The sequence below is a fragment of the Paenibacillus phocaeensis genome (assembly GCF_900021165.1).
Taxonomy (GTDB): Bacteria; Bacillota; Bacilli; order Paenibacillales; family Paenibacillaceae; genus Fontibacillus; species Fontibacillus phocaensis.
In genome coordinates this window covers 1-25847 of sequence record NZ_FCOQ01000033.1, presented here as the reverse complement: position 1 = coordinate 25847, position 25847 = coordinate 1, and the positions used below count along the sequence as shown (strand labels likewise).

At 55.7% G+C, this 25847-nt stretch carries 28 protein-coding genes and 2 tRNA genes; 25 read left to right on the top strand and 5 right to left on the bottom strand.

The annotated features are described in order from the left end of the window. Positions 1 to 14 precede the first annotated feature (14 nt). The 7 genes from BN3795_RS21405 (at position 15) to BN3795_RS21375 (ending at position 5652) form a co-directional block, all read left to right on the top strand. Complete coding sequence (locus BN3795_RS21405; protein ID WP_068786730.1) at positions 15 to 980, top strand: aldolase catalytic domain-containing protein; 966 nt, start codon at positions 15 to 17, stop codon at positions 978 to 980. A gap of 140 nt (positions 981 to 1120) precedes the next feature. Next, positions 1121 to 3223, top strand: coding sequence for a putative bifunctional diguanylate cyclase/phosphodiesterase (locus BN3795_RS21400; protein WP_068786729.1), 2103 nt, complete (start codon positions 1121 to 1123; stop codon positions 3221 to 3223). A 145-nt stretch (positions 3224 to 3368) separates the two neighbouring features. Next, positions 3369 to 3442 (top strand) — tRNA-Pro (locus BN3795_RS21395). 15 nt (positions 3443 to 3457) lie between these two features. Continuing rightward, a tRNA-Gly gene (locus tag BN3795_RS21390) sits at positions 3458 to 3531 on the top strand. Between the two features lie 205 nt (positions 3532 to 3736). Further along, positions 3737 to 4276 (top strand): DoxX family protein, encoded by a 540-nt coding sequence (locus BN3795_RS21385; RefSeq protein ID WP_068785022.1) that lies wholly within the window; start codon positions 3737 to 3739, stop codon positions 4274 to 4276. Positions 4277 to 4392: 116 nt separating this feature from the next. After that, a complete protein-coding gene (locus BN3795_RS21380; protein WP_232730007.1) occupies positions 4393 to 5304 on the top strand; it encodes a helix-turn-helix transcriptional regulator in 912 nt (303 codons plus the stop codon). Positions 5305 to 5370: 66 nt separating this feature from the next. Next, complete coding sequence (locus BN3795_RS21375) at positions 5371 to 5652, top strand: zinc ribbon domain-containing protein (protein WP_232730001.1); 282 nt, start codon at positions 5371 to 5373, stop codon at positions 5650 to 5652. A gap of 74 nt (positions 5653 to 5726) precedes the next feature. On the opposite strand, the gene BN3795_RS21370 is transcribed toward BN3795_RS21375, so the two are convergent. Beyond that, a complete protein-coding gene (locus BN3795_RS21370) occupies positions 5727 to 5933 on the bottom strand; it encodes a YwbE family protein (RefSeq protein WP_068786727.1) in 207 nt (68 codons plus the stop codon). A gap of 136 nt (positions 5934 to 6069) precedes the next feature. Here BN3795_RS21370 and BN3795_RS25685 point away from each other — a divergent pair, with 136 nt between their 5' ends. The 4 genes from BN3795_RS25685 to zapA all read left to right on the top strand — a co-directional run bounded on the left by BN3795_RS25685 (position 6070) and on the right by zapA (position 11652). Continuing rightward, positions 6070 to 6231 (top strand): hypothetical protein, encoded by a 162-nt coding sequence (locus tag BN3795_RS25685; protein WP_198524790.1) that lies wholly within the window; start codon positions 6070 to 6072, stop codon positions 6229 to 6231. Positions 6232 to 6482: 251 nt separating this feature from the next. Beyond that, positions 6483 to 7517, top strand: coding sequence for a phenylalanine--tRNA ligase subunit alpha (pheS, locus tag BN3795_RS21365; RefSeq protein WP_068786726.1), 1035 nt, complete (start codon positions 6483 to 6485; stop codon positions 7515 to 7517). Positions 7518 to 7546: 29 nt separating this feature from the next. Then, entirely contained in the window at positions 7547 to 9988 is a 2442-nt protein-coding gene (gene pheT, locus BN3795_RS21360) for a phenylalanine--tRNA ligase subunit beta (protein ID WP_068786725.1), read from the top strand. 116 nt (positions 9989 to 10104) lie between these two features. Then, complete coding sequence (zapA, locus tag BN3795_RS21355; protein WP_068786724.1) at positions 10105 to 11652, top strand: cell division protein ZapA; 1548 nt, start codon at positions 10105 to 10107, stop codon at positions 11650 to 11652. 74 nt (positions 11653 to 11726) lie between these two features. On the opposite strand, the gene BN3795_RS21350 is transcribed toward zapA, so the two are convergent. Beyond that, the gene (locus BN3795_RS21350) at positions 11727 to 12107 is read right to left on the bottom strand and encodes a cupredoxin domain-containing protein (protein WP_068786723.1); all 381 of its coding nucleotides are present in this window, start codon (positions 12105 to 12107) and stop codon (positions 11727 to 11729) included. Positions 12108 to 12359: 252 nt separating this feature from the next. After that, positions 12360 to 12722 carry a phage holin family protein gene (locus tag BN3795_RS21345; protein ID WP_068786722.1) on the bottom strand — a complete coding sequence of 121 codons (363 nt, stop codon included), beginning with the start codon at positions 12720 to 12722 and terminating at the stop codon, positions 12360 to 12362. A 154-nt stretch (positions 12723 to 12876) separates the two neighbouring features. On the opposite strand from BN3795_RS21345, the gene BN3795_RS21340 reads away from it, so the two are divergent. From BN3795_RS21340 to BN3795_RS21280, 13 genes are all read left to right on the top strand, one after another. Further along, complete coding sequence (locus BN3795_RS21340) at positions 12877 to 15246, top strand: endonuclease MutS2 (protein ID WP_068786721.1); 2370 nt, start codon at positions 12877 to 12879, stop codon at positions 15244 to 15246. 37 nt (positions 15247 to 15283) lie between these two features. Then, positions 15284 to 15700, top strand: a complete 417-nt coding sequence (locus BN3795_RS21335) for a DUF350 domain-containing protein (RefSeq protein WP_068786720.1) — start codon at positions 15284 to 15286, stop codon at positions 15698 to 15700. Positions 15701 to 15835: 135 nt separating this feature from the next. Continuing rightward, positions 15836 to 16426, top strand: coding sequence for a hypothetical protein (locus BN3795_RS21330; RefSeq protein WP_068786719.1), 591 nt, complete (start codon positions 15836 to 15838; stop codon positions 16424 to 16426). A 328-nt stretch (positions 16427 to 16754) separates the two neighbouring features. Then, entirely contained in the window at positions 16755 to 17966 is a 1212-nt protein-coding gene (locus BN3795_RS21325; protein WP_068786718.1) for an MFS transporter, read from the top strand. 166 nt (positions 17967 to 18132) lie between these two features. Next, positions 18133 to 18369 carry a hypothetical protein gene (locus BN3795_RS21320; RefSeq protein ID WP_068786717.1) on the top strand — a complete coding sequence of 79 codons (237 nt, stop codon included), beginning with the start codon at positions 18133 to 18135 and terminating at the stop codon, positions 18367 to 18369. Between the two features lie 23 nt (positions 18370 to 18392). Beyond that, positions 18393 to 18779: a spore coat protein gene (locus BN3795_RS21315; protein ID WP_068786716.1), complete on the top strand. Its 387-nt coding sequence runs from the start codon at positions 18393 to 18395 to the stop codon at positions 18777 to 18779. Positions 18780 to 18929: 150 nt separating this feature from the next. Next, positions 18930 to 19430, top strand: a complete 501-nt coding sequence (locus BN3795_RS21310; RefSeq protein ID WP_068786715.1) for an Lrp/AsnC family transcriptional regulator — start codon at positions 18930 to 18932, stop codon at positions 19428 to 19430. 13 nt (positions 19431 to 19443) lie between these two features. After that, positions 19444 to 20652: an aminotransferase class I/II-fold pyridoxal phosphate-dependent enzyme gene (locus BN3795_RS21305; protein ID WP_068786714.1), complete on the top strand. Its 1209-nt coding sequence runs from the start codon at positions 19444 to 19446 to the stop codon at positions 20650 to 20652. 197 nt (positions 20653 to 20849) lie between these two features. Then, a complete protein-coding gene (locus BN3795_RS21300) occupies positions 20850 to 21068 on the top strand; it encodes an aspartyl-phosphate phosphatase Spo0E family protein (protein WP_068786823.1) in 219 nt (72 codons plus the stop codon). A gap of 138 nt (positions 21069 to 21206) precedes the next feature. Then, on the top strand, positions 21207 to 21773 hold the full coding sequence (locus BN3795_RS21295) for a cob(I)yrinic acid a,c-diamide adenosyltransferase (RefSeq protein WP_068786713.1): 567 nt from the start codon (positions 21207 to 21209) through the stop codon (positions 21771 to 21773). After that, complete coding sequence (locus tag BN3795_RS21290) at positions 21770 to 22750, top strand: RluA family pseudouridine synthase (protein WP_068786712.1); 981 nt, start codon at positions 21770 to 21772, stop codon at positions 22748 to 22750. The genes BN3795_RS21295 and BN3795_RS21290 overlap by 4 nt, the downstream gene beginning before the upstream one ends. Before the next feature lie 14 nt (positions 22751 to 22764). Further along, the gene (locus BN3795_RS21285; RefSeq protein ID WP_068786711.1) at positions 22765 to 23127 is read left to right on the top strand and encodes an arsenate reductase family protein; all 363 of its coding nucleotides are present in this window, start codon (positions 22765 to 22767) and stop codon (positions 23125 to 23127) included. Between the two features lie 39 nt (positions 23128 to 23166). Further along, complete coding sequence (locus BN3795_RS21280; protein ID WP_068786822.1) at positions 23167 to 24048, top strand: 5'-3' exonuclease; 882 nt, start codon at positions 23167 to 23169, stop codon at positions 24046 to 24048. Positions 24049 to 24094: 46 nt separating this feature from the next. Here the strand turns inward: BN3795_RS21280 and BN3795_RS21275 are convergent, their stop codons facing one another. Continuing rightward, positions 24095 to 24397, bottom strand: a complete 303-nt coding sequence (locus BN3795_RS21275) for a DUF3055 domain-containing protein (protein ID WP_068786710.1) — start codon at positions 24395 to 24397, stop codon at positions 24095 to 24097. A 242-nt stretch (positions 24398 to 24639) separates the two neighbouring features. Between BN3795_RS21275 and BN3795_RS21270 the strand changes: the two genes are divergently transcribed. Further along, a complete protein-coding gene (locus BN3795_RS21270; protein WP_068786709.1) occupies positions 24640 to 25644 on the top strand; it encodes an HRDC domain-containing protein in 1005 nt (334 codons plus the stop codon). A gap of 23 nt (positions 25645 to 25667) precedes the next feature. Here the strand turns inward: BN3795_RS21270 and BN3795_RS26005 are convergent. Beyond that, on the bottom strand, positions 25668 to 25847 hold a 180-nt coding region (locus BN3795_RS26005), incomplete at its 5' end, for a hypothetical protein (protein ID WP_232730000.1).

Here is a 25847-nt window from a genome sequence, read left to right as displayed (position 1 = left end):
AGGAATATGCGGGTATGAAAGCCAACCAATGCAAAATCGTCGATTGCACCATACGTGACGGGGGACTGGTGAACAACTGGGACTTCAGCGTGGAGTTTGTCCAAAAATTGTACGCAGGCTTAAACGAAGCCGGCGTGGATTATATGGAAATCGGCTACAAAAACTCGCCCAAGCTGCTGAAGGGTGCCGATGAGGCGGGACCTTGGCGTTTTTTGGACGATGATTTCCTGCGCAAGGTGATCCCTCAAAAAGGAACAACCAAGCTTTCCGCCCTGGTCGACATCGGACGGGTGGATGAGAACGATATCTTGCCGCGCAGCGAAAGCTTGCTCGATTTGATTCGGGTCGCCTGCTACATTAAAGATGTAGATAAAGCGCTGCAGTTGGTTCAATTGTTCCATGACCGCGGATATGAGACCACGCTGAACATCATGGCGCTCTCCAACGTAATGGAAAATGAGCTGTTGGAAGCGTTCGAGATGATCAAGGAGAGCGTTGTCGACGTTGTCTACATCGTTGACTCTTACGGAAGTCTCGACTACAAAGACATGGAGTATCTGGTTAACAAGTTTAAGAAGCATTTGCCGGGGAAGCGGCTTGGCGTGCACACCCATAACAACATGCAACTGGCGTTCTCCAACACCTTGGTGGCCGCCGATCACGGGGTCGAGCTGCTCGATGCTTCCGTGTACGGCATGGGGCGCGCGGCCGGCAACTGCCCAACCGAACTGCTCGTAACTCATCTGAAGAATACGAATTATAACCTGCGGCCTGTTCTGGAGGTCTTGGAGGAACTGCTCATCCCGCTTCGGGAGAAAGAAGAGTGGGGCTATCTGATTCCTTACATGATCACGGGGACGCTGGATGAGCATCCGCGTTCCGCGATGGCTCTGCGGGCCTCGGAGGACAAGGATAAAGCCGTCGATTTTTACGACAAGCTGACGACGCCGGAAATCACGGTGAATCGTCCGAAAAAATAAGGATTTCCCGCCCGGCGCGTTGCGCACGGGCTTCTTTTTTTCCTCGACAAATTTGGGGAAAAGGCAGGAAATAAGCGGAATATGTTGAATTAGTAGTTTCATAACGGAAGACAGAATTTACCTCCGGAGGTTGATACACATTGAGGATCAGGGCAGAGGAACAAACGACAATCATCCAAGGGGTAATCGGGTTGGTGGCGATGGTCGGGGTGGTTCAGCTGTCGGCGTGGAGCGCTTTTCCACCGGGGACGGGCGCGCTCGTTCAAACGCTTCATCTTCTGGCCGGTCTAATGTGCCTGGCTGTTTCGTTTGCCATCTTTGCACAGGGATGGATTCTGTTTATTGACAAGCTTTCCAAGCAACGGCTGTATACGGCCGTTTTATTTTCGATGATCGGAATACTGGATATCCTGTACGTCGTCTCGCACGGCGACATCACGCTGCTCGGCTTCGAGCCGGGCGGGAATCTGGCAACCTGGTTCTTGATGATCTCGCATCTTCTGGGGGCTATAGGGATGCTGCGGATATTCGTCACGGCGGATCAGGAGGTGTCCGGTCAGCAGAAAATCACGATGTTTGCCTGCGCCGTCTTGTTGACGCTGGTGGGGTTGCTCGTATTAAACCGATACCAGGACAGCCTGCCTTCGTTACTCGAATTGGCTTCCGGGCAGTTGGTCTTGCGAGTGGGGATACCGTTGTTATACCTCATCGTGGCGTTCGCCATCTTATACCGGCACCGCGCGGAGCGTCCGCCGGCGATCATGACGGTGACCCGGGCCCTGTTGTTTATGGCGATGGGGCATGTGCTGCTCACCAGCCCGCCGGGGCATGCGGGAGGCTTGGCACAGGCAGCAGGTCAGTGGTACATGGGGATTTCCTATTACATCGTATTAAAAGGCGTTTACCGGCTGACGATCGAGGAACCGATGCGCGGCAAGCAACAGGCGGAAGCTCAAATGAAGCATATGGCTTACCATGATGATTTGACCGGACTGCCGAACTTGCGGCAGATGAAAGAACAGCTGGGAGAACTGCTGGTATTTTCCCAGGCCTGCACTGGCGTCGCCGTGATTAATATCGACCGGTTTAAGGCGATCAACGACTCCCTGGGGTATAGTGCGGGGGATAAGGTGCTGACTGAGCTGGGGAGTCGGCTGTCGGCGCTGGAAGGACCGCAGCAGCAGGTGTATCGAATGGGCGAAGACGAATTTGCCGTCATCTTCCCGGAGCTTCCCGATTATGCGGCAGCCGAGGAACGGGCCAAGCAGCTGTTGGCTTCTGTGGATCCGGGGGTTCTAATCGACGATACCGAATATCATATTTCACTGAGCATGGGTTTATCCGTCTTTCCGGACGACGGGGAGTCGGTCAACCAGATGATCCAATATGCAGATATGGCGGTTCACCATGCCAAGGAGCATGGGGTTGACTTCATGCGCTACAACGCATCGATGAAGCAGCGTACGCAATCGAAGGTGGAATTGGAGAACGATATGCGGAAGGCGCTGGAGCGGGAGGAATTTTTCCTGGAGTTTCAACCGCAGATCAGTCTCGATACGGGCAAAATGGTCGGGATGGAGGCGCTTGTCCGCTGGAACCATCCCAAACGGGGGCTGCTGCCGCCAAGTGAATTTATTCCGCTGGCCGAGGAGAGCGGATTGATCGTTCCGCTTGGAGAGTGGGTCCTGAAGACAGCCTGCCTGTACAATAAGAAATGGCAGATGGACGGCTTTGAGCCGGTCTGTGTTTCCGTCAATCTATCCATGCGCCAGTTCCGCCAGTATAATTTGGCGGAGCATGTAGATGCGATCTTGCGCGAGGTCGGGTTGGATCCGCGTTATCTGGAGCTGGAAGTGACGGAAAGCATGACCTACGATATCGACACCGCGCTGGATCAGCTCCACCGGTTGAAGCGTTTGGGCATCCATATCAGCATCGATGATTTCGGCACAGGCTACAGCTCGCTTTACTATTTAAAAAGCCTGCCGATTGACCGCCTAAAAATCGATCGCGCCTTCGTGAAAGAAGTGATGTACGACGGGAACGATGCGGCGATTGTCTCCACCATCACGACGATGGCTCACCACTTAAAGCTGAAAGTGACGGCCGAGGGTGTGGAGAACGAAGAGCAACTGGAGTTCCTGAAGCTGCAGCGGTGCCACGAAGGACAAGGATATCTGTTTAGCAAGCCGGTGTCTGCCGGCGTACTGGAAAGCGAATTCCTTAGCCGGTTAGCCGGCTAAGGTTTTTTGGCCCTTACAGGGATTCAAGCCGCCTCGCAGGACCCCAAGCGGACCTCCAGCAACACCTTCAGCAATTCCTGCTTGCTTCGGCTTCGGAAACGTGGTATATTAATTTTTGCCTTCCCAAAAGGGCCTGCAATTACTTCGGGACGTAGCTCAGCTTGGTAGAGCACCTGGTTTGGGACCAGGGGGTCGCATGTTCGAATCGTGTCGTCCCGATCAATTTCATCCTCTGCGGGTGTAGTTCAATGGTAGAACTCCAGCCTTCCAAGCTGGTAGCGTGGGTTCGATTCCCATCACCCGCTCCATCTTAACGTAACGTGAATCCTTACTTCGAGTAAGGATTTTTTTTGTTTTTCAGACCACTGAAAACCTTTAAAAATTTAAATACACATTTTTTAATAATTGTGATTTAAATCACATATAAAGTGAAAAATATCACATATAATAAAGACATCAAAGATGATCATCCAAAAAAAACAAAAAGAACGATAAACCAAAGGAGTGGGAATCATGTTTAACAATTTCCTGAGAACCAACAAAGTTGCGATGTGGATCTTGACCGTCATCCGCGTGTACCTCGGCTATCAATGGATCGAAGCCGGCTATCATAAAATCACCGGCGGCTTCGATGCCGCAGGCTTCCTGAATGGCGCGATCGCGAACAGCGCCGGCGACCACCCGGCCGTGCAAGGCTGGTGGGCCACCTTCCTGCAACACGTCGCCCTGCCGAACGTCGATCTCTTCAACGTGCTGGTGCCTTACGGCGAATTCCTGGTCGGCCTGGGTCTCATACTCGGTACCTTCACCACCTTCGCCGCACTGATGGGCTTCGTGATGAACGCCGCCTTCCTCTTCTCGGGTACGGTAAGCACGAACGCACAAATGCTGATTCTTGAAGTCCTGGTTCTCGTCGCTGCCGCCAATGCCGGTAAAATCGGCCTCGACTACTATGTACTTCCTTACCTCCGCAAGCTGTTCCACAAGAAAAACGAGGCCGGAACGCACACCCCGGCACCTAAACAACCGCTGGACGTGAAACGCACGGCATAACGAACGCAACCACAGAAGGGCCCTCCTTGGAGAGAGCCCTTTTTTTATTTAATATGACATGGCTATGTCTCATTTATCGGGTATACTGGATGGCAAAGGAGAGGGGACCCGTGCAGATGAACCGGCTGTTTGAAATCGTATATTTGTTGCTGGAGCGCAAGACGATGACCGCCGCCGAGCTGGCGCAGCGGTTCGAGGTGTCTACCCGCACGATCTACCGTGACATCGATGCATTAAGCGGTGCGGGCATACCCGTATATGCCAGTAAAGGAAAAGGCGGCGGCATCGGCCTGCTGCCCGATTTTGTGCTGAACAAGTCCCTGCTGTCCGAGGACGAGCAGAAGGAGATCTTGTTTGGGCTGCAGAGCCTGGCAGCTACCAACGCCTTGCAAACAAGTCAGGTGTTGTCCAAGCTGAGCACGTTATTCCGCAAGGAGGAGGTCCACTGGATTGACGTCGATTTCTCCGGCTGGAACAGCGGGGAGGCAGAGCGGCGTAAGTTCGGACAGTTGAAGACGGCGATCCTGGAACAGCGGATCATCAAGTTCGTTTATTATAGCTCGTACGGCCAAAGAACAGAGCGGCAAGCCGAGCCGATGAAGCTGCAGTTTAAAAACCGCTCCTGGTATTTGCAGGGGTTCTGCCTGCAGAGCCGGGAGCTGCGCACTTTTAAAATCAGCCGGATTGAAGAACTCGAAGTTACCGATACTTTGTATAAACGCCGCGACCTTGAGGTGATGCCGCTGGGTGTCGCCACGACGGACGACCGTTCCACTTCTGTTGTCCTGGAGCTCCGGTTCCCTCCGCAGATGGCGTATCGAATCTTTGATGAGTTTGAGCGGGTTCATATCCGCGAGCAGGAAGACGGAGCTTACCTGGTTACGGCCAGCTACCCGGAGGATGACTGGGTATACGGTTATCTGCTGTCCTTTGGCGAGCAAGTGGAGGTCGTGTCTCCGCCGCATATTCGAGAGATTCTACGAAACAAAGCCAAGAAAATAGCAGAAATATACGCCAATCCTTCTTAATATGACAGACAGATGTCCTATTCACATTGGTACGATGGGGACATCTTAACGAAGGAGGAATGGGTCATGAACATGAATCAAATGGAGAACAGCACATTTTGCCAAAGCTGCGGAATGCCGTTGTCGAGCGAAGAAGTGCGAGGCACGAATGAAGACGGCGGCAAAAATCAGGAGTACTGCGTGTATTGCTACGAGGGAGGCCGGTTCACCAGCGATGTCACGATGGAGGAAATGATTGAGCAATGCCTGAAGTACGGCGGCGATTCCGGGATGTTTGCGGATCAAGCCAAGGCGAGGGAAACGATGCGGGCCTGGTTCCCGACGTTGAAACGCTGGAACAGGGCGTAACCCCAAGGGAGGCGGCGGCGGATTTGGCCCGGTGGCCCGGCCCGGACGACCGCATTCCTTGAGGCGAACGGGGTTTAGTTGGCATTGTTCGGGAGAATGGCTTTGACCCGGCCTACCTGACCGTCCTGCAGCCGGACCTTGATTCCGTGCGGATGGGTGGCGGAGTTGGTCAGGATATTTTTGACCACGCCGCGGGTTAGCTTGCCCGTGGGCTGGTCTTTTTTTAATACGATGTCTACGGTGAGGCCGGGGGTGATGTTCTTACGTTCGTTGCCGTTCATGGGGGAATTCCTCCTTATCAGTTGGGTGAGGCTGCGAATAACCTCTATACGATACCATAGTTTGACACCAGCTTGCCAACGGCAGCCGGTTTAGCATATAATAACAGGTAATTATGACATGAAATGAAATGCATTGATGGAGAAGAGTAAGCAGGAACCGGCCTACAGGGAAGGGACGCCGAAGATTGAGAGCGTCGCTAGGGAAACGGTGCTGCCGAAGTTCGCTCCGGAGCAGTTCCTTGAACTGCCGCTGTACAGGCAACGCCGCAAGGCGGATTGCTGCAGGTCGGCACACTAGGGGATACCGGTTACGAGCCGTTATTCGTTCAAGTGAGAGCAGTGCGCAGCCTGCGAGCCCAGCGCTTGGGCGAAGGGATGCGGCGCTTTAACAAGGGTGGTACCACGGTCTTTTCGTCCCTTACGGGAGAAGAGGCCTTTTTTGTTTTGTCTTAATAGAGGTTGTTCAAAAAGTCATCTTTTGATCGCGAAGCAGGTCAAGAGGCGGATTCGATTGAACTCGTACTACAAAACTTTTAGGAGGAGCTATTCATGAAAGAACGTCTGGAAGCACTGAAAGCAGAGGCGCTCAAAGAGCTGGCGGAAACGGTTGACGCCGGGCATTTGAACGAGCTGCGGGTTAAATATTTGGGCAAGAAGGGGGCGTTAACCGAAATCCTGCGCGGGATGGGAGCGTTAAGCGCGGAGGAGCGCCCGGTGATCGGGCAAGTCGGCAATGAGGTCCGGGCCGCCATCGAAGCGGTGATCGAAGAGAAGCAAGCCTTCTTCCAGCGCCAGGAGACGGAAGCGCGTCTAGCTGCCGAGAAGCTGGACGTTACGCTGCCCGGCCGTCCGCTCAAGCAAGGGAGCATTCATCCGCTGAACCAGGTGATCCAGGAGATCGAGGCGATTTTCATCGGCATGGGCTACCGGATTGCGGAAGGTCCCGAAGTGGAGACCGACTATCATAATTTCGAAGCGCTGAATTTGCCGAAGGATCACCCGGCCCGCGATATGCAAGATTCCTTCTACCTGACCGAGGAGCTGTTGATGCGTACGCAGACGTCGCCGGTCCAAGTGCGGACGATGGAAGCGATGCAGGGCGAGGTGCCGGTCAAGATTATTTGCCCGGGACGCGTATTCCGGCGGGATGACGACGATGCGACCCACTCGTTCCAGTTCCATCAAATCGAAGGGCTGGTTGTTGGCAAAAGAATCCGGATGAGCGACCTGAAAGGCACCTTGCTGGAGTTCACGCGCAAAATGTTCGGGCCAAACACGCAAATCCGTCTGCGCCCCAGCTTCTTCCCGTTCACCGAACCAAGCGTTGAGGTTGATGTGACGTGTATGAAATGCGGCGGCGAAGGATGCCGGGTGTGCAAACAGTCCGGCTGGCTGGAAATTCTCGGAAGCGGAATGGTGCATCCGCGCGTTCTGGAGATGAGCGGCTACGATCCTGAGGAATACAGCGGCTTCGCATTCGGGATGGGCGTAGAACGGATCGCGATGCTGAAGTACGGCGTTGATGATATCCGCTACTTCTACAACAACGATCTGCGTTTCTTGCAGCAGTTTGCCAGAGTTTAATTTATCGTAAAGAGGGAAGGGAATTGACTATGAAAGTATCAACCGAATGGTTGTCCGACTATATCTCCCTGGACGGGGTCAACGTGGAAGAGCTGGCGGAGCAAATCACCCGATCCGGGATTGAAATCGATTCGATCGAGAACCGGAATCAAGGCGTCACGAACATCGTGGTAGGATTTGTGAAAAGTAAAGAGAAGCACCCCGATGCCGACAAGCTGAACATTTGCCTCGTGGATGCCGGGCAGGAGGAGGAACTGCAAATCGTATGCGGTGCCAAAAACGTTGCCGCAGGTCAGAAGGTGCCGGTCGCGCTTGTGGGCGCGAAGCTGCCGGGCGGGCTGGAAATCAAGAAAGCCAAGCTGCGCGGCGTCCTGTCGCAAGGAATGATCTGTTCGGCCAAGGAGCTTGGCATGAACGACAAGCTGCTGCCGAAGGAACAGCAGGAGGGGATTCTGGTACTGCCCGAGGATGCGGAGATCGGCGCGCCGATCACAGCTCTGTTGGGTCTGGACGATAAGGTGCTGGACTTTGATCTTACGCCGAACCGTTCCGATTGCTTAAGTATGCTTGGGGCCGCTTATGAGGTTGGTGCGATTTTAAGCCGCGAGGTGAAGCTGCCGCAGCCGGAGCTTGGCAATTCCGGCGTCTCCGCCAAGGAGCGGATTCAAGTGAAGATCGACGCTCCCGAGTTGTGCAGCCGCTATGCGGTACGCTACATCGAAGGCGTGAGAATCGGGCCCTCCCCGCTGTGGATGCAAAACCGGCTGATGGCGGCGGGAATTCGCCCGATCAGCAATATCGTCGACATCACGAACTACGTGATGCTCGAGTATGGGCAGCCGCTGCATGCATTTGACGCCGACAAGATCGCCGGCGGCACGCTGGGCGTGCGCCAGGCGAAAGCCGGCGAGAAGCTGGTGACGCTGGACGGGCAGGAGCGCGAGCTGGAAGCCGGGGCCCTCTTGATCGTGGACGGCGAGGATCGTCCGGTAGCGTTAGCCGGCGTGATGGGCGGACTGGATACGGAAGTTACGGATCAAACGGTCAATATCGTGCTGGAGTCGGCGAAATTCGCCGGCAGCAGCGTTCGCAGAACCTCGCGAACATTGGGTCTTCGTTCGGAGGCTTCGTTGCGGTTTGAGAAAGAGGTGGATCCGGCAGCCGTGATTCCGGCGCTGGATCGCGCGGCTGCGCTGATGGCTGCTCATGCCGGGGGTCATGTGGCCCAAGGGGTTGTGGAGAGGGTTCATCACGAGCCGGAAGCGAAAGTGATCGCTTTGTCGCTCCGCAAGCTGAACGATTATCTGGGGACAAGTATTTCTTCGCTGGAAGCCAAGGCGATTCTGGGGCGGCTCCGCTTCGAATGTGCGGGCGCCGAAGACGTCATCGAGGTGCGCGTACCTACGCGCCGCGGCGACATTACGCGCGACGTTGATTTGATCGAAGAGGTGGCGCGGCTGTACGGTTACGACAACATTCCGACGACGATGATGGAAGGGACCACCACGGTCGGCGGGTACACGAAGCCGCAGGCGTTGCGCCGTACCCTCCGCGGTCTGCTCGCCCATGGCGGCTGGCAGGAAGTGATGGGCTACTCCTTCATTCGCGAAGGGGTGAGCGCCAACTTCCCGCAGCTTGGCGAAGGGGATCGGGAGATCCGCCTGGCCATGCCGATGAGCGAGGATCGCAGCGTGCTGCGCGGCAGCCTCCTGCCGGGGATGATCGACATCGCGGTCTATAACCGCAACCGCAAGCAGGATAATCTGGCGCTGTTCGAAATCGGCGGCATTTTCCGGACTGCCGAGGAGAAGCTGAGCCAGCAGCCGAGAGAGCTGCCGGTGCTTGCCCTGCTGCTGACCGGCGAACGAACGGAGAAACGCTGGAATGCGCCGGCGGAGAAGGTTGACTTCTATGATCTCAAAGGCGCGCTGGAGAGCTTGTTCCAATACCTGGGTCTTGCCGACCGGATTTCGTATGAAGCGGACCGGCCGCAAGGCTTCCATCCCGGGCGTTCGGCGTCCGTCTTCCTGAACGGTGCTGCCGGCAAAGAACGGATCGGAACGCTGGGCCAGCTTCATCCGGAGCTGCAGCGGGAGCTGGACCTGGAGGACACGTACGCGGCGGAGTTGCTGCTTGAACCGCTGTACCGATACGCCGGTGAAGCCTATGTCTACCAGGAGCTGCCGCGGTATCCGGCGATGCAGCGCGATATCGCCGTTGTCGTCGGCGCTGAAGTGGAAGCGGGGGCGCTGATCGGAGCGATCCGCGAAACGGCCGGCGAGCTGCTGGAATCGGTGGGGGTATTCGACGTATTTACCGGCGCCAAATTAGGCGAAGGCAAGAAGAGTGTGGCTTTATCGCTGGTGTATCGTCACATGGAACGGACGCTGACGGACGAAGAGGTTGCAGCAGTCCACGACCGGGTGGTCGAAGGACTGTCGCAAACTTTTGCGGCTGAGCTTCGAAAATAGCAGGAATTGGACGAAGTCACATCGAATCATTTGTAAGACGACCGATTCGATGTGACTTTTGTGCAAATATCAGCATCTATGAGACGACATACAGGAACAAAGGAGGCACATACCACTTGAGTAACCAAGGCCGAATTAGCGTAAACGTGGAGATCTACGGAACTTCTTATAAAATCGTCGGCAGCAGCGCGGAATACATGAAGCAGGTTGCGCGCCGCGTGGATGAACATATGCGCAGCATCTCTCAGGCCTATCCTCATTTGGACACGCCGCGGCTGGCCGTACTGGCGGCGGTGCGCATGGCCGAGGAAGCGATCAGGGTAGAGCAACTGCAGAACGAACTGCAGAATGCCAAGCAGGAGAAGACCGTACTACTTCAGGAGAACTCCGTCCTGCAGGACCTGCATGCCAAGCAGGAGAACATGTATAAGGCGCTGCAGGAGGAACAGCAGCAACTGAAGAATGAGAAGCGACAGCTTGCGGGACAAGCGGAGAAGCTGGAAGCTTCCCTGCTCGGGCAGGAAGAGGAAGCGCGCAAGCTGCGCAGCCGGATGCAGGAGCTGGAACGGCAGTTGGCGGAGCAGCGGGGCAGCCATTCGCAGCTGCAGGCCAAGCTGCGCCAAGCCGAGCAGTTGGCGGCGAAGGAGAAGGAAGAGGCCGCCAAGCTGCAGAAGCAGGTCAGCGAGCTGCAGCGGCGCGAGCAGGACGCCAAGGCGGCCGAGCAACGGGCGCTGCAGCAAAGCGGTAAGCTTCAGGAGCAGGCGAAGCAGCTCCAGGGGACGCTCCAGACTGCGGAAGCGGAGACGAAGCAACTGCAGCAGCGGCTGCAGGAAGCCAAGGGGCGCGAGGACAAGCTTCGTGCCGAAATATCGGCGGCGCAGCAGAACGAGAAGTCGTGGCAGAAGCTGGCCGAGAAGCGCAGCGAGGAAATCAGCCGCCTGGAGATCCGCTTGCTCGAGGCTGCAGACCAGGGCGAGCGGTTAACCGAGCAGTTGGCGGCCGAAGCCAGCCGGCTGGAGGAAGCGCGCAGCGAGCTGCAGACGGAGCGTGATAAGGCTGCCATCGCAGCAACCGAGCGGGATACGCTGCGTTCCCGGTTGGAGCAGGCCGCAGAGGAGCGGGAGCAAGCTCTCCTGGCGGCGCAGACGGCCGGAGCTGAGAAGCGGCAGCTGGAGCAAGAGCGAGACGAGCTGAACCTGCGGTTGCTGGAGCTCGAAGAGGGCCGCAAATCGGTTGCCGCGCTGGAGTCCGAGCTGGAGAGCTACCGAGAGGCCGCGGAGGAGCGGGAACGGGAATGGCGCAAGCAGTGGGCTTCGGCGGAACGCGAGTTGAGTTCTTGGCGCGAGAAGGAAGCCGAGCTGCAACGCCAACTGGACGAATGGCAGCAGGAAAGTGCAGCCGGCAGCGAGCGCCTGTTGACGATAGCCGGGGATGTAGAGACCATGGAGGAAGAGAAGCGCCGGCTAACGGAACAGTTGCAAGAGATCACGGACAGTTACGAATTGATCTCCCATCAATTCCGGCTCCTGCAACTGGAACGGGAGAAAGAGCAGGAGCAGCAGGCCGAACGCGAAGAGGAATACCGGCGGCTGAAGGACGATTACGCCAAGCTGCAATCGGAATATAACGAATGGATCGAATTGCTTGAACAGGATCAAAGTTAAGCCGCGATCCGAGATCGCCCATGCACAAGAGCCCGCAGCATTGCGCCGCGGGCTCTTGTTGCGTAAGGTTAAGGTTATTCCACGATAATCTTGGAGACCATGCCGCCGTGGCCGGAGCCGCACATGACCGAACAGGCCATTTCGAACTCGCCGGCTTCGGTCGGGACGATCACTGCGGAGTCGTTCTTCCGGTCAAGCTGCAGCTTCAGTCCCGGAATGAGCACCCCGTGATTGCCGGAGGCATTCTTGAAAACGATCTTCACCGGAACGTCCTTCTTCAAGTGGTATTCGGCTTGATCGAATTGATAGTTGCTGGCTTCGATGACCAATTCGGCCTCCGGTTTGATCTTATTTTCGGCAGCCGCTCCGTTGGTCTCCGCTGCTTTTCCCCCACTGCAAGCGGTCACAAGCAGCAATAACACAGAACTTGCTACGATTGCTATGTTTTTCTTCACAATTATCCCTCGCGATACAGTATATTTGTGACAAATTTAAGAATATCATACCGTATTTCGCAGGGACTGGAATGCTCGAGGTTTGAAGAATTGTTGAACTTCTGCTGAAGCAGGTCACGGGCTGTCCTTAGGTGCCCTATAAGGAGCCGAGCTTTCTGGCGCAAATCAGATCTCTTCATGCAGAAAGAGACCGTTCCTGCGGCGGCTGAATCGCCTGCGGCAGGAACGGCCTCTAAGCCTGGAGCACCGCCATTAACGGCTCGCTTTGTCTTTACCTGCGTCAAAGGGAGTTGCCACAGGGATGAACAGGTCGATAATCCCGATCACCAATGCTGCAAGCAAAGCGCCGATAACGGAGACGGATACGCCGGAAATAATGAACTGGGCAAGCCAGATCACGAGCGCACTCGTAAGAAAACCGACGATTCCGCGCCCAAACGGGGTAACCCGCGTTCCAAAAATGCCTTCAATAGCCCAGCCTAACAAAGCGATAACCAAGGCGAGCAGCAAGGCACTGCCGAATCCGCCAACGCTGAATTGCGGTACAAGCCATCCCACAACCAGCAGAACCAAAGCGGAGACGATGAATCGTACGACGTGTCCCAGAAAATGCATGGTACATAGCCTCCTTTTAGAAGTAAGTACGTTTGGCTATACGCAATTATCATGTTCCGCAATTCGCATTCTTATGTGTGCGTTGGGGCAAATGGCGAAAAATGAATGGTTTCGCTATAATGGGATCATAGCCCGAGGGGAGTTGTGAACGTACTTGGACGAGAAAATTATCAAAACCATGGAATACCGAAAAATTATAGAGCAGCTATCCTCTTATTCCCAAACGGCGCTTGGCAAAAGAACGGCGGAAGCGCTGCAGCCTGCCACCGATTTGGAAGAGGTGAAGCGGCTGCTGCAAGCTACGGACGAAGCGTTTAAGGTGGACCGCCTGAAAGGTGCGCCGGGATTCGGCGGGATTGTGGATATCACCCCGGCCGTCAAACGGGCGCGGATCGGCGGGACGCTGAATCCGCACGAGCTGCTTGGCATTGCGACCACGCTGGAAGGCTCGCGCCGGATCAAACGGTATATCGCGGCGATGCAGGAAGAGCATGAGATCCCGCTGCTGTATCACTTGAGCGATGCTCTAAGCGAGCAGAAGCCGTTGGAAGATGCGATCAAACGCTGCATCGACGAAAGCGCAGAGGTGCTGGATTCGGCCAGTTCCGAGCTCGCCGCCATCCGCCGCGAGCTGCGGGGCGGGGAGGTGCGAATCCGGGAGAAGCTTGACGCGATGATCCGTTCGTCTTCCGTCTCGAAGATGCTGCAGGATCAGCTCATTACGATTCGCGGCGACCGGTTCGTCATTCCGGTCAAAGCGGAATACCGCGCTCATTTCGGCGGGATTGTACACGATCAATCCGGATCGGGGGCCACGCTGTTTATTGAGCCGGAATCGATCGTGGCGATGAACAACAAACTGCGCGAGACACGGCTGCGTGAAGAACGTGAAATCGAGGTCATTCTGCAGAAGCTTACCGCTCAAGTCGGGGAACAGGCGGAGTTGTTGCTGTACGATGGGGACGTTCTGGGGCAATTGGATTTTATCTTCGCCAAAGCCCGGCTGGCCCGGGAACTAAAGGGAACGCTGCCCCGCATGAACGACCGTGGCTTCCTCAAGCTGAAGAAGGGCCGACATCCGCTGATCCCGGCCGATCAGGTTGTGCCGATCGATGTGGAGCTGGGGAATCAGTATTCGACGATTATTGTCACCGGTCCGAACACCGGGGGGAAAACCGTTACGCTGAAGACGATCGGTCTGCTCAGCCTGATGGCGATGTCCGGACTGTTCGTGCCGGCGGAGGACGGCAGCCAACTGTGCGTGTTTGATGCGATCTACGCCGATATCGGGGATGAACAAAGCATTGAGCAAAGCTTGAGTACGTTTTCCAGCCATATGACGAATATTATTTCGATCCTGCGCCGGATGACGCCGAAGAGCCTGGTATTGCTGGATGAGCTGGGTGCAGGTACCGACCCCGCGGAAGGCTCGGCACTCGCCATTGCGATTCTGGAGCATATCCATTCGCTGGGTTGCCGGATGGTTGCGACCACCCACTTCAGCGAATTGAAAGCCTATGCCTATGAGCGCAAAGGTGTCATTAACGCCAGCATGGAGTTCGATGTCGCTACGCTGAGCCCCACCTACCGGCTGCTGGTGGGCGTTCCGGGACGAAGCAACGCATTCGCCATCGCCGAACGTCTGGGTCTGCCGGAGCGAATTCTGGAGTACGCCCGCGGCGAAGTGACCGAGGAGGATATGCGCGTCGAGAACATGATCGCCTCGCTGGAGCAGAACCGACTTGGAGCCGAGCAGGAGCGGGAAACCGCCGAGCAGCTGCGGCGCGAGCTGGAAGAGCTCCGCAGCCGCCATGCGGCAGAGCTGGAGAAGCTGGAGCAGCAGCGGGACAAACGCCTGGAGAAGGCGGAGGAAGAAGCGTCGGCGATCATTGCCAAGGCACGGCAGGAGGCGGAGCGAATCATCAGCGAGCTGCGCCGGTTGGCGATGGAGGAGGGAGCTGCGGTCAAGGAGCACAAGCTGATCGCCGCCCGCAAGGAGCTGGACGAAGCCGAGCCGCAGCGCCGGAAGAAGAGCGCTGCCGCGCGTAAGGCTGCGAAGCCGCCTCGGCAGATCGAACCGGGCGACGAGGTGATGGTGTACAGCTTGAATCAGAAAGGCCATGTTGTGGAGCTCTCCGGCAGCAAAGAAGCAGTCGTGCAGCTCGGCATCATGAAGATGAAGGTGAGTCTCGACGATATGGAGCTGATCGCTGCGGCACCGGCAGCCAGCAAGCCGGTACAACGGACGGCGCCGAACGTCAAGCGTACGCGCGACGAGAACGTGCGCAGTGAGCTGGATTTGCGCGGCGCCAATCTGGAGGAGGCGCTGATTGAAGTCGACCGTTTCATCGACGAAGCCTACTTGAGCAATTTAGGTCAGATTTATATTATCCACGGCAAAGGCACGGGGATTCTGCGAACGGGAATTGCCGAGTATCTTCGTAAGCATAAGCATATTAAGAGCTATCGCTTGGGGAATTATGGGGAAGGCGGGACCGGCGTTACGGTAGCCGAGCTGAAGTAAGAACGAATCGCCTCATGGCAAAAAGGGAGAGGGCGCTATGAAGGAAAGCATTGATCCGCTCTTGGAGCAACCGCTGGGGCAGATGATCGGATATTTTTCCGTAGCGGTGTTGGAATTGATCGTGTTTCTTTCCTGCTTCGAGCTGTTTGCAAGGTACCGCTGCTGGCAGGAGATTAAGCGCGGCAATCTGGCCGCCTCTCTGGCTACCGGCGGGAAGATCTTCGGGCTGGCTAATATTATCCGTTATGCGGCGGGGCATCCGTCCATCTACGATTTTATGATCTGGTCATCGGTCGGAGCCTTGCTGCTGTTTGCTGCATATTTGCTGTTTGAATTCCTGACGCCGGTGTTCCGCATCGACGACGAGATCGCGGCGGGGAACGCCAGCGTCGGCTTTATTGCGATGGCCGTTTCGGTTTCGGTGTCTTTTTTGATCGGCGCTTGTATCGGATAGGGATCTAAGTTGAAGGAGTAGAAATGACGTGAAAAACCTGGTCAAGGTGTTATTTATCGCCTCTATTCTGTTTTTAGCCGCGGGCATTATTTATTTGTGGAATGCTTAATTTGGGAACGAAAGGACGAACGGAGTATGGAAACGACGATATGCCCATGGTGCCAAACGGAGATCGTTTGGGATGAAGAGCTGGGGCCGGAGGAGGAATGCCCGCATTGCCACAATGAGCTGAAGGGCTACCGGACGCTGAACATTACGCTGGGCTCGGAAGAAGAGTTCGAGGAGGAGGACAACGACCATCCTTTTCACGATCGGAAGCATCCTCAAGATGAGGACGACGAGGAAGCGGAGGGAGATCCGTTCTGGGAGGATGAAGGAGCGGCGCATCTCGGTGCCGTTCGTCGGCTTGAGGCGTTTACGGCTTCTGGCGGCGATTTGCTGAAGTACGAAACCGGCGTGGAGAAGCTGCTGGACGGTCAGGACGAAGTGCCGGAATGCCCGCATTGCCGGGAATATATGGTCTATGCCGGAAAGCAGAAGTTGATTGCGCAAGGGAGTGGGTTTGAGGCGGCTGTCCCGGCCCCCGGGAATTCTCCGCTCCTTACGGAAGAAGCCGAGCTGAATGTATACGTCTGCTCCGCATGCTTTCACGTCAGCCGGTTTTTGGACGAGGCTGCCCGGATTGCCATGATCCGCACCCTATCCGGCGAAGAAAACAACGCGTAACCTGTTTTAAAATTTGGCAGCGACAAGCCCTGTCCGGGATGGACGGGGCTTTTTCACGTTCAGGGACGCTCCGGACTCATCAATTAACCTCATGCTTCGGCCATTTTTGGGTATCTTACAGTTGCAAGTTCAAAAAGTCGGTTTTCAGGCCGAGAAGTTAGGGAGAAAGTAGCGGGGCGTACGTTTTGGGTACGTGAGCAATGGAGGGCCCGGCTGGATTCAAGATGCGACATCAATCCACTTCACAAGCTCGGCTTCGTCATGGAAGATGCCTTTTTGAACAACCTCTTACAGGGGGAAACTCGAAGTTTGGCGGGGGAGCGAATTCATGAAAAAACACCTGAACAGCCAATCCGTTCTGCTGCTGGCAGTCAACGGCCTATTTGTACTTGCCGGCGCTTTGTCGGGCACGTTCCTGAACGTCTATATCTGGAAGGTCAAACCGGATTTCAACCTGATCGCCTGGTTCACGTTCAGCCAGCAGTTGGCGCTGGGACTTGTTTTTTGGATGGTCGGGAAATGGGTGAAGGAACGCGATAAAATGATGTTTCTACGGCTTGGCATCATCGTCTCGGGGATCTTCTATTTGCTGGTGCTCTGGACGGGCAAGCATACGGTGGATTACATATGGCCGCTCGGATTGTTGTTTGGAACCGGTTCGGGCTTGTTTTGGCTGGCCTTCAACGTCGTGTATTTCGAGGTGACCGATGTCGAGACCCGGGACCGATTTAACGGCTGGGTCGGCATTTTAGGTTCGGTGATCGGAATCTTCGGTCCGTGGATTTCGGGCTGGCTCATTTCCATGAAGCACGGGGAAGCGGGTTATCGACTGATCTTCACCCTCTCGCTGATCGTGTACGGGGCCGGGATTTTGCTTAGTTTTTGGCTGAAAAAAAGAAAAACCGGCGAGCCCTACAACTGGTTGGCCCCCGTTCACCAGCTGCGAAAGGGCAGTCCCTGGCGTCAGGCTGCTCCGGCTTCAGCCGCCCACGGCTTGCGCGAAGGCGTGTTTTCGTTCCTGATTAACTTGCTGATCTTCATCAGCACTTCGGCGGAGTGGCGGATCGGGCAGTTCTCGCTGATCACGTCCCTCGTGTCTCTGGTCAGCTTCTGGGCCGTAGGGAAGTGGTTGAAAATTCGCGCGCGCTATACCGGTATGCTGATTGGGGCGATCCTGCTTACCGCCGTCATCCTTCCGCTGCTCTGGAAGGTAAATTACGCTACGTTGATGGTCATGGGGATCGGCACCTCGCTGTTTTTGCCGCTTTATCTGATCCCGGTCATTTCCTCGGTCTTTGACCTGATCGGGAACAGCCCGGAAAGCGTCGAGCAGCGGGTTGAACTGATCGTGCTGCGCGAGCTCAGCATTACCGTCGGCCGTTTGGGAGGGACGCTGCTGTTCATCGCCGTGTATTCCCTGATTCCGCGAATGGCGACGATTACCTGGCTGATGTTCGCCTTGGGGGCAACGCCGGTGCTAAGCTGGCTGGCGCTGCGCCGGCTGTTAAAGCGGGCGCCTAAGGCCACTGAAGCCCGCTAGCCTGACGGGCTGGCACAGGCTTGGAGCTGCGCAGCAGCGAGGCGGAAATTCATTCTGAGATCCACCGTTGCAGCCTGAAAACAGTGAAAATCGGTACGGGAAACATATCGTATCTGCAGCGGGGCATACTACCGGAAGAAGGATCATTCACCAGGAGGGAAAATCGATGTTCTATACTCAGATGCAGCCAATGTCCATCAAAGAACTGGACTACATCGCCGACTCGATCTCCAATGAGGAGATGCTCGGCAAGCTTTGCGCCTACGGGGTTGCTATTTCGCAAAATTTTGAAATCGAGCAGGCGATGCAGGAGCATGTCCGCATACATGAACATCATCTGCACCTGTTGACGGAATCGCTGCGCCAGCATCAAATGGCGGCGCCAGCGTCGGATCATCATTAACTTGCCTAGAGGAGGAACAGCCGATGAATCAGATGGATAACCAGGAACTCTTGCCTCAGAACGATTTGCTTAAATCGATTTTGGCCGATTTACGGCGTACCGTCCGGGAATATACGACCGCTACGACGGAGTCGTCCTGTCCAGCCGTCCGGCAGCTCTTTACGGAACTGACGAACAGCACCTTGAGATTGCAGGGAACCCTTTATGAATTGATGAAGCATCAAGGCATTTACACGGCTCCGGCGCCCGCGCCGCGTTCGATGTTGGACAAGAAACTGCAGGAGGCGGAGAGAACGCAGCAGGAGCTGCGGCAGTTTACGGAACAGCGGGCTTCTCGCTGGACGCCTCATGCCCATCAGGCAAATGTGGAAGCGCATCAGCCGAATGTGCTGCCGCCTTACTCGATCTAATAACCGAACCGTCTCATTCCGGAAGCTTACCTGGGATGGACGGTTTTTCTATGCAGACGCTCGAAATTCATGTAATATAAGTATTAAATTTATTTCGCACGTCGCTCGAAATCACGGGAGGCATGCGGAAGCATCGCTGGAGGATGAGGGATGAAACAACTAAGCGAATTGAAGCTCAAACTGCTGGACCTCCTCAAAGAGGACGCCCGCCGGGATGCGAACTTGCTGGCGACGCTCGTGGGTGTTTCTGCGGAGGAAGTGGCGGAGGCGATTCGGGAATTGGAAGAGGACCACGTGATTGTCAAATACGCGACCGTGGTGAATTCCGGCAAGCTGGACGACGAGAAGGTTACGGCGTTAATCGAAGTGCAAATTACACCCGAACGGGGGCGTGGCTTCGATACGATCGCGGAACGGGTTTACCTGTTTCCCCAAGTCAAATCGGTATTTCTGATGTCCGGCGCGTACGATCTGCTGGTGGAAGTGGAAGGCCGCAACCTGAAGGAAGTGGCGGGGTTCGTATCCGACAAATTGTCCACTCTGGAATCGGTATTGTCGACGAAAACGCATTTTATTTTGAAAAAATACAAGCAAGACGGCATCATCTTCGAGGATCCCGAAGAAGATCGCCGTTTGTTGATATCTCCGTAAAGGAAGTTATGTTATGAGCATTCAATCACAACGTGCTGAGCAATCGGATAAGACGATGACATCGTATTTGGCTCCGCGGGTTCGGGAGATTCAACCCTCCGGCATCCGCCGATTCTTCGATCTGGCCAGCGGGAGCAAGGATATTATTACGCTGGGCGTGGGCGAACCGGATTTTATTACGCCATGGCATGTGCGGGAAGCCTGCGTCTATTCGCTGGAACGCGGGTATACGAGCTACACGTCGAACGCGGGGACACCCGAACTTCGGGAAGCGATCGCCGAATATTTATATACGAGCTATCAAGTGAAATACAATCCTAAGGATGAGATTCTCGTCACGGTGGGAGGCAGCGAGGCGATTGATCTGGCCCTGCGGGCATTGATCGAACCGGGCGACGAGATTCTCGTTCCGGTGCCTTGCTATATCTCCTATTCGCCGATCGCGTCGATCGGAGGAGGGGTGCCGGTCGAAATCGAAACCTACGCCAAGCATGAGTTCAAGCTGCAGGCGGAGGATCTGAAGGCCAAGATCACACCTAAATCGAAGGTCCTCATCTTAAATTATCCGAGCAATCCGACCGGTGGTATCATGACGTACGAGGACTGGTTGCCGATTGCAAAAATCGTGGAGGAACATGACCTGATCGTCATTTCCGATGAAATATACTCGGAGCTGACTTATGGCCAGAAGCATGTCAGCTTCGCTTCGATTCCGGGGATGAAAGATCGGACGATTCTGGTTAACGGGTTCTCCAAGGCGTTTGCCATGACCGGCTGGCGTATGGGATATGCGTGCGGACATCCGGACCTGATTTATGCCATGCTGAAAATTCATCAATATACGGTGATGTGCGCACCTGTTATGGGGCAAGTTGCCGCGCTTGAGGCGCTGAAGAACGGGCTGGAGGAGAAAGACCAAATGGTCGAATCTTATAACCAGCGGCGTCGGTTGATCGTTCAGGGCTTGCGCGACATCGGGCTGGAATGCCATGAGCCGCAAGGGGCGTTCTACGCGTTTCCAAGCATAACGTCAACCGGACTCAGCTCGGAGGAGTTCGCCCAACGTCTGCTGCTGGAGGCGAAGGTCGCCGCAGTTCCGGGGAATGTGTTCGGCGCCGGCGGGGAAGGCTTCCTGCGCTGCTCCTATGCTACGGGAGTGAGCCAGTTGAACGAGGCTCTTAATCGCATGGAACAATTCATTCGCAAAGTGAAGCAAGGTTGATTCGTGTCGGGAAAACTCGAAAACCCTCGAGATTTGGAGTTTATTAACATTTCTTTCATTTTCTAATTGATTTAAGCTTTGTGGACATGGTATAATTTGATTTTGGAAGAAGGTTTTAGTTTCTCAGGGAGGGATTTCTTTTGCGCGGTGAATACAACCTGCCATACGATAATGCTTTAATCGCTGAGGGCCGCGAAATACATCCATGGACGGATGATCCGCATCAGCCAAATTCACCGCAAGCCGTAACGCTGGAGGACGAAATTCACTTGCTGCGCAGCAAGATGGAACGGCTCTTCCTGCAGGAAAAATCCTTTACATCGGACATTGTGATTGAAATCAGCAGCTTATTGGATCTGAAAATCAATGAGTTCATGAAAACGATGAAAACCTATCCAAAATCAAATCGGCGTTAGCAACGTTTTTACCATGTCTTGCATTTTGAAGGGGATCCGCTTGCGGATCTCCTTTTTGCGGTTCCAGCAGTTCCATGACCAGTCGGTCTTCGATTTATGGTAAGATGGTACGAGAGTATGTCACGGGGAGGAATTCGAATGTCGATATATACGCGTTCTGGCGATCAAGGTCAAACCTCGGTCATCGGCGGAAGAGTTACGAAAGATGATGCGCAGGTTGAAGCCTACGGCTCGATTGATGAGCTGAATAGTTTCGTCGGTCAGGCGGCCAGCTTGTCGGACGAGGAGCAGTTGGCCGACCTTCGCGAGCAACTGCTGGAGATCCAGCAGGAGCTGTTCGATTGCGGCTCGGACCTTGCTTATGTCAAGCTGTCGGAGAGCCGTTATAAAGTGACGCCGGAGATGGCGGAACGCCTGGAGGTTTGGATCGACCGCCATCAGTCGGAGAATCCGCCGCTGGAGAAGTTTATTCTGCCGGGAGGTACGCCGCTGGCTGCGGCGCTGCACGTCTGCCGGACTGTTTGCCGACGCGCCGAACGCCGTGTGGTTACGTTAGGCCAGGTCAAGGAGATCAATGCCGATGTGCTGATCTATCTGAACCGGTTGTCGGATTATTTCTTTGCCGCAGCCCGTACGGCCAATCATCGCCAGCAGGTGGCTGATGTTGAATATGTGCGAAGCAAGAAGGTGTTTGGCAACAAGTGAGATCCGAGTATTATGATCCGATTGAATATCAAGTGGCTGCGGCGGAAGACGGTTGGACGGTCAAAAGCGTGCTCCAGCGCCGGATGGGCATCTCCCGGAAGCTGCTGTCGCGGATTAAGCTGACAGAGCGCGGGGTGATGCTGAACGGGCAGCGGGTGTTCATCAGCGTCCCGGTCAAGGCCGGAGATACGGTAAGCGTCTCGCTGGAGAAGGAGACGTCCGTCGATATCCTGCCGGAGCCCATTCCGTTTGAGATTGTCTACGAAGATGAGGCGCTGCTGATCGTCAATAAGGCAGCGGGAGTGATTGTGCATCCGACGCATGGGCACTACACGGGGACACTCGCGAATGGGGTCGTGCATTATTGGCAGGAGAAAGGCGAACGATTCCGTTTCCGTCCCGTGCATCGTCTGGACCAAGAGACGAGCGGCTTGATTGCCATCGCCAAAAATGCGTACGTTCATCAGCATATTTCCGAGCAGTTGATCGCCGGCGAGGTGAGTAAAAAGTATACGGCGCTGGTGCACGGCTGCCCGGCGGTATCGGAGGGAACGATCGACGGTCCGATCGACCGCGATCCGGACGAGCCTCATCGCCGCATCGTCACCCCGTCGGGGTATCCGGCGTTGACTTATTACAAGGTGGCGAGAGCCTATGGCGCCGGGGCTCGCGTTGAACTGCGCCTCGGCACGGGGCGGACGCATCAGATCCGCGTGCATATGACGTCGATCGGCCACCCGCTGATCGGCGACAAGTTCTACGGACTGCCTGGTCGGACGGAGCTGCCGGAGCCGGAGCGCGAGCGTATCGCGCGGTTGGACGGAGCGATCGGACGGCAGGCGCTGCATGCTTCGGAGCTCGGCTTCCGCCATCCGCTGACCGGTGAAGCGCTGACCTTCAGGTCGGAGCTGCCGGCGGATATGCGGGAGCTGGAGGAGCTGCTGCGCGAAGACGGGTTCTTTTCAGCAAACGGTTAGGAGGAGTTTGGAACATGAGTAAACTGACGGTATATCATTATCCGCAATGCGGCACCTGCCGCAAAGCGATTCAGTCGCTGCAGTCCAAAGGGCATGAGCTGGAGTTGCATCATATTAAGGAAACGCCGCCGAGCGCCACGGAACTAGACAAACTGGTGAAGCTCAGCGGGCTGGAATTGAAGAAGTTTTTTAATACCAGCGGTGAGGTCTATAAGGAATTGGGCCTCAAGGACAAGCTGGCGGGAATGACGCGGGAAGAACAGCTCGCGATGCTGTCATCGAACGGGATGCTGATTAAGCGCCCGATCGTGACGGATGGGGAGAGCGTGACCGTCGGATACAAGGAAGAGACCTACGAACAAGTGTGGGGCAAATAAATATTTTGAAGTGAAAGGTGGCTTGGGTGAACCGTGAATTTGGTGCAAAGCAGTAAGGATACGATTCTGCTGGTGGACGGGATGGCGTTGATGTTCCGCGCATTCTATGCTTCGGCTGCTACGGGCTATATCCGGCGCACGAAAGCAGGTGTTCCGACCAACGCGGTGTACGGGTTTATGCGTTATTTTTGGGACGCGGTACAGAAGTTTGGGCCGACGCATATCGCCTGCTGCTGGGATTTGGGCAGCAAAACGTTCCGGACCGAGCAGTTCTCTGACTACAAAGGCAATCGGTCGGACGCGCCGGAGGAGCTTGTTCCGCAATTTTCGATGATCCGCGAGGTGATGGACAGCCTGGGCATCCCCAATATCAGCTCGCCGGGGTATGAGGCGGATGATTGCATCGGAACGCTGGCCTCCCGCTTCGGCCGAGAGATGGACGTGCTGGTGCTGACGGGCGATCACGACATGCTGCAGTTGGTCAACGAACGAACGAGCGTGATCATCATGAAGAAAGGCCACGGCAACTACATGGTGTATACGCCGGAGGCCTTGATGGAGGAGAAGCGATTGACGCCCGGACAGATCGTTGATCTGAAGGGCTTGATGGGCGATACGAGCGACAACTATCCGGGCGTGCGCGGCATCGGCGAGAAGACGGCCCTGAAGCTGGTGCAGGAGCACGGCTCGGTCGAGGGCATTCTCGCCAATCTGGACAAGCTGTCCAAATCGGTCCGCGCCAAAATCGAAGCCGATCTCCAGATGCTGCATCTCTCCCGGGAGCTGGCCACGATCCGCTGCGACATCGAGCTGGAGTGCGATGTGGATGCCTGCCGGCTCGAGCTGAACGCGGCCCAGGTGGTTTCCAAGTTCGAGGAGCTGGAGATGGCCAGCGTCAGCGCCTGGATGGGTGTCGTGTAACGGTAAACTTAACGGATCCTGGAGACGTGAATGACCGAACTTTAACTTAATCGGTGAAGTAAGGCTCGCCCAGGACCTGATACAAAAACGTGCGAAGCTCGGTACCTTCCTCCTCATTCAGCTGATAAATATGCTCGAGGTACCCTTCTTCTTCCAGGTCGTCCGTGCCGAGTATGGCCGTGCGGCCGTTATGCAGGTCGGTGACCAGCTTTTTCCCATAAAAGCGATTGGTGGTCGTGACCGCGAGGTCAAAGCGTTTCAGCGATCCGCCGATAAAGGTAACGAATCGGGTCGAGGTGTTTTCGGTGCTGTCGGACAGGAAATCAAGCTCTTGATGCGGGTCGCTCATCTGGGTTGCCTCCTTAATTGGGATTCTCTCTAGTTATTATACTGGAAAACGGGAGGCGATGGGGAAAATGAAAAAATCCGCATTGACAGCCTGGGTAATCATGGTATTATTAGGGATAACAGGTTACGTTTGGGGGAAGCACCTCTTTTGCGAATATATTCGCGGAAGAGGTGCTTTTTGCGTTTGCGCCGGATTTTGGGGGAACTCCTTCGTAGCTGAAATTTTTAAGGAGGGTAAGGTTGATGCGGATCGTATTTTTGAACAGTCTGGAGAAGAAGGACGACGGGGCCATGCTGCGGGGAGCCCAGGTGTGGATCGGTGAGGAGGAAGGCGTTTGGCGCATGGGCTGGAATGAGCTGAGCGTCGACGGGGAGAAGGAGGATCTATGGTACGAAGGAGCGTCTTGGTCGGAGATGCTGCACATCTATCGCCACCGGTTGGCGGCCAAGCTGGGGGAAGGGTTTCGCCCCGTAATGGAAGGCATTTGGGACGAGAAGGAGGCGTTGACCGGGCGCGGGATGGCGGCGCAGAAGCTGATTTGCTACAGCGAATTCAACGGCAACGAACCGGTATACAACGAATTGACGGCATGGCGCCGGAAGAAAGCCTCCTCGGAGCGCAAGGCGCCGTACTTGATCGCCAGCAATCGGCTGCTGCGGATGATCAGCGTGTTCCTGCCGCAGACGGTCGATGAGTTGTTGCAACTGCCGGGCGTCGGAGAGAACAAAGCCGGTGAATACGGCGCCGAGCTGCTGGCGATCACCCAGGCGGCGGACCGGAATCACGGGTTCCCGCTGGATTGGGTCGAGCAGGAAATCGACGACGAAGTGTTCCGTTCCTGGCTGTATAAGCAGAAGGAGGTCAAATACCGGGCCGAGATGGAGAAATTCAGCGTCCGGCGAGCTGTGCTGGAGGCGTTGGCCGAAGGGCTTAAGGTCGAGGAGATCTGCATGCGGACGGGGATCGAGCGGCGGGATGCGGTCGAGTTGCTGGAGAATTTGGAGAAGGAAGGCTACAATACCGACGATTTGGTGAGCGCCGAGCTCGAGGAGATGCCCGAAGCGGAGCAGCAGGCCGTTTGGATGGCCTACGAGGAACTGGGGGATACGCTCTTGAAGCCGGTGCTGCATAAGGTGTACGGGACTGAAGCCGCCGAAGGCGGCAACCTCGACACCTTGTATGAGCGCCTTCGTCTGATCCGCATCCGGTATCGCCGCCACCGCGAGAGTGTCCGGCACGCGGGATAAGCCGGCGGCTACTGAAGCTGCCATCAACGGTACTTAACAGCAGTGGCAGGGACGGCAGGGGTTGCGATGGCGGGAATAGCATCTGTAAGCACAACGGCAAAGGTCGCAACATCAGGAACTGGAGTAACGGTATCAGGAACTGGAGTAGCGGTATCAGGAACTGGAGTAGCGGTATCAGGAACTGGAGTAGCGGTATCAAGAAC

Excerpts from the sequence above, each read along its gene's own strand:
- BN3795_RS21315 (WP_068786716.1), top strand. The coding sequence starts at position 18,393 with ATGAATCAGATGGATAACCAGGAACTCTTGCCTCAGAACGATTTGCTT.
- BN3795_RS21295 (WP_068786713.1), top strand. The coding sequence starts at position 21,207 with ATGTCGATATATACGCGTTCTGGCGATCAAGGTCAAACCTCGGTCATC.
- BN3795_RS21385 (WP_068785022.1), top strand. The coding sequence starts at position 3,737 with ATGTTTAACAATTTCCTGAGAACCAACAAAGTTGCGATGTGGATCTTG.
- BN3795_RS21380 (WP_232730007.1), top strand. The coding sequence starts at position 4,393 with ATGAACCGGCTGTTTGAAATCGTATATTTGTTGCTGGAGCGCAAGACG.
- BN3795_RS25685 (WP_198524790.1), top strand. The coding sequence starts at position 6,070 with ATGGAGAAGAGTAAGCAGGAACCGGCCTACAGGGAAGGGACGCCGAAG.
- BN3795_RS21275 (WP_068786710.1), bottom strand. The coding sequence starts at position 24,397 with ATGAGCGACCCGCATCAAGAGCTTGATTTCCTGTCCGACAGCACCGAA.
- BN3795_RS21370 (WP_068786727.1), bottom strand. The coding sequence starts at position 5,933 with ATGAACGGCAACGAACGTAAGAACATCACCCCCGGCCTCACCGTAGAC.
- BN3795_RS21285 (WP_068786711.1), top strand. The coding sequence starts at position 22,765 with ATGAGTAAACTGACGGTATATCATTATCCGCAATGCGGCACCTGCCGC.
- BN3795_RS21405 (WP_068786730.1), top strand. The coding sequence starts at position 15 with ATGAAAGCCAACCAATGCAAAATCGTCGATTGCACCATACGTGACGGG.
- BN3795_RS21270 (WP_068786709.1), top strand. The coding sequence starts at position 24,640 with ATGCGGATCGTATTTTTGAACAGTCTGGAGAAGAAGGACGACGGGGCC.
- BN3795_RS21320 (WP_068786717.1), top strand. The coding sequence starts at position 18,133 with ATGTTCTATACTCAGATGCAGCCAATGTCCATCAAAGAACTGGACTAC.
- pheS (WP_068786726.1), top strand. The coding sequence starts at position 6,483 with ATGAAAGAACGTCTGGAAGCACTGAAAGCAGAGGCGCTCAAAGAGCTG.
- BN3795_RS21345 (WP_068786722.1), bottom strand. The coding sequence starts at position 12,722 with ATGCATTTTCTGGGACACGTCGTACGATTCATCGTCTCCGCTTTGGTT.
- pheT (WP_068786725.1), top strand. The coding sequence starts at position 7,547 with ATGAAAGTATCAACCGAATGGTTGTCCGACTATATCTCCCTGGACGGG.
- BN3795_RS21375 (WP_232730001.1), top strand. The coding sequence starts at position 5,371 with ATGAACATGAATCAAATGGAGAACAGCACATTTTGCCAAAGCTGCGGA.
- BN3795_RS21310 (WP_068786715.1), top strand. The coding sequence starts at position 18,930 with ATGAAACAACTAAGCGAATTGAAGCTCAAACTGCTGGACCTCCTCAAA.
- BN3795_RS21325 (WP_068786718.1), top strand. The coding sequence starts at position 16,755 with ATGAAAAAACACCTGAACAGCCAATCCGTTCTGCTGCTGGCAGTCAAC.
- BN3795_RS21335 (WP_068786720.1), top strand. The coding sequence starts at position 15,284 with ATGAAGGAAAGCATTGATCCGCTCTTGGAGCAACCGCTGGGGCAGATG.
- BN3795_RS21305 (WP_068786714.1), top strand. The coding sequence starts at position 19,444 with ATGAGCATTCAATCACAACGTGCTGAGCAATCGGATAAGACGATGACA.
- BN3795_RS21330 (WP_068786719.1), top strand. The coding sequence starts at position 15,836 with ATGGAAACGACGATATGCCCATGGTGCCAAACGGAGATCGTTTGGGAT.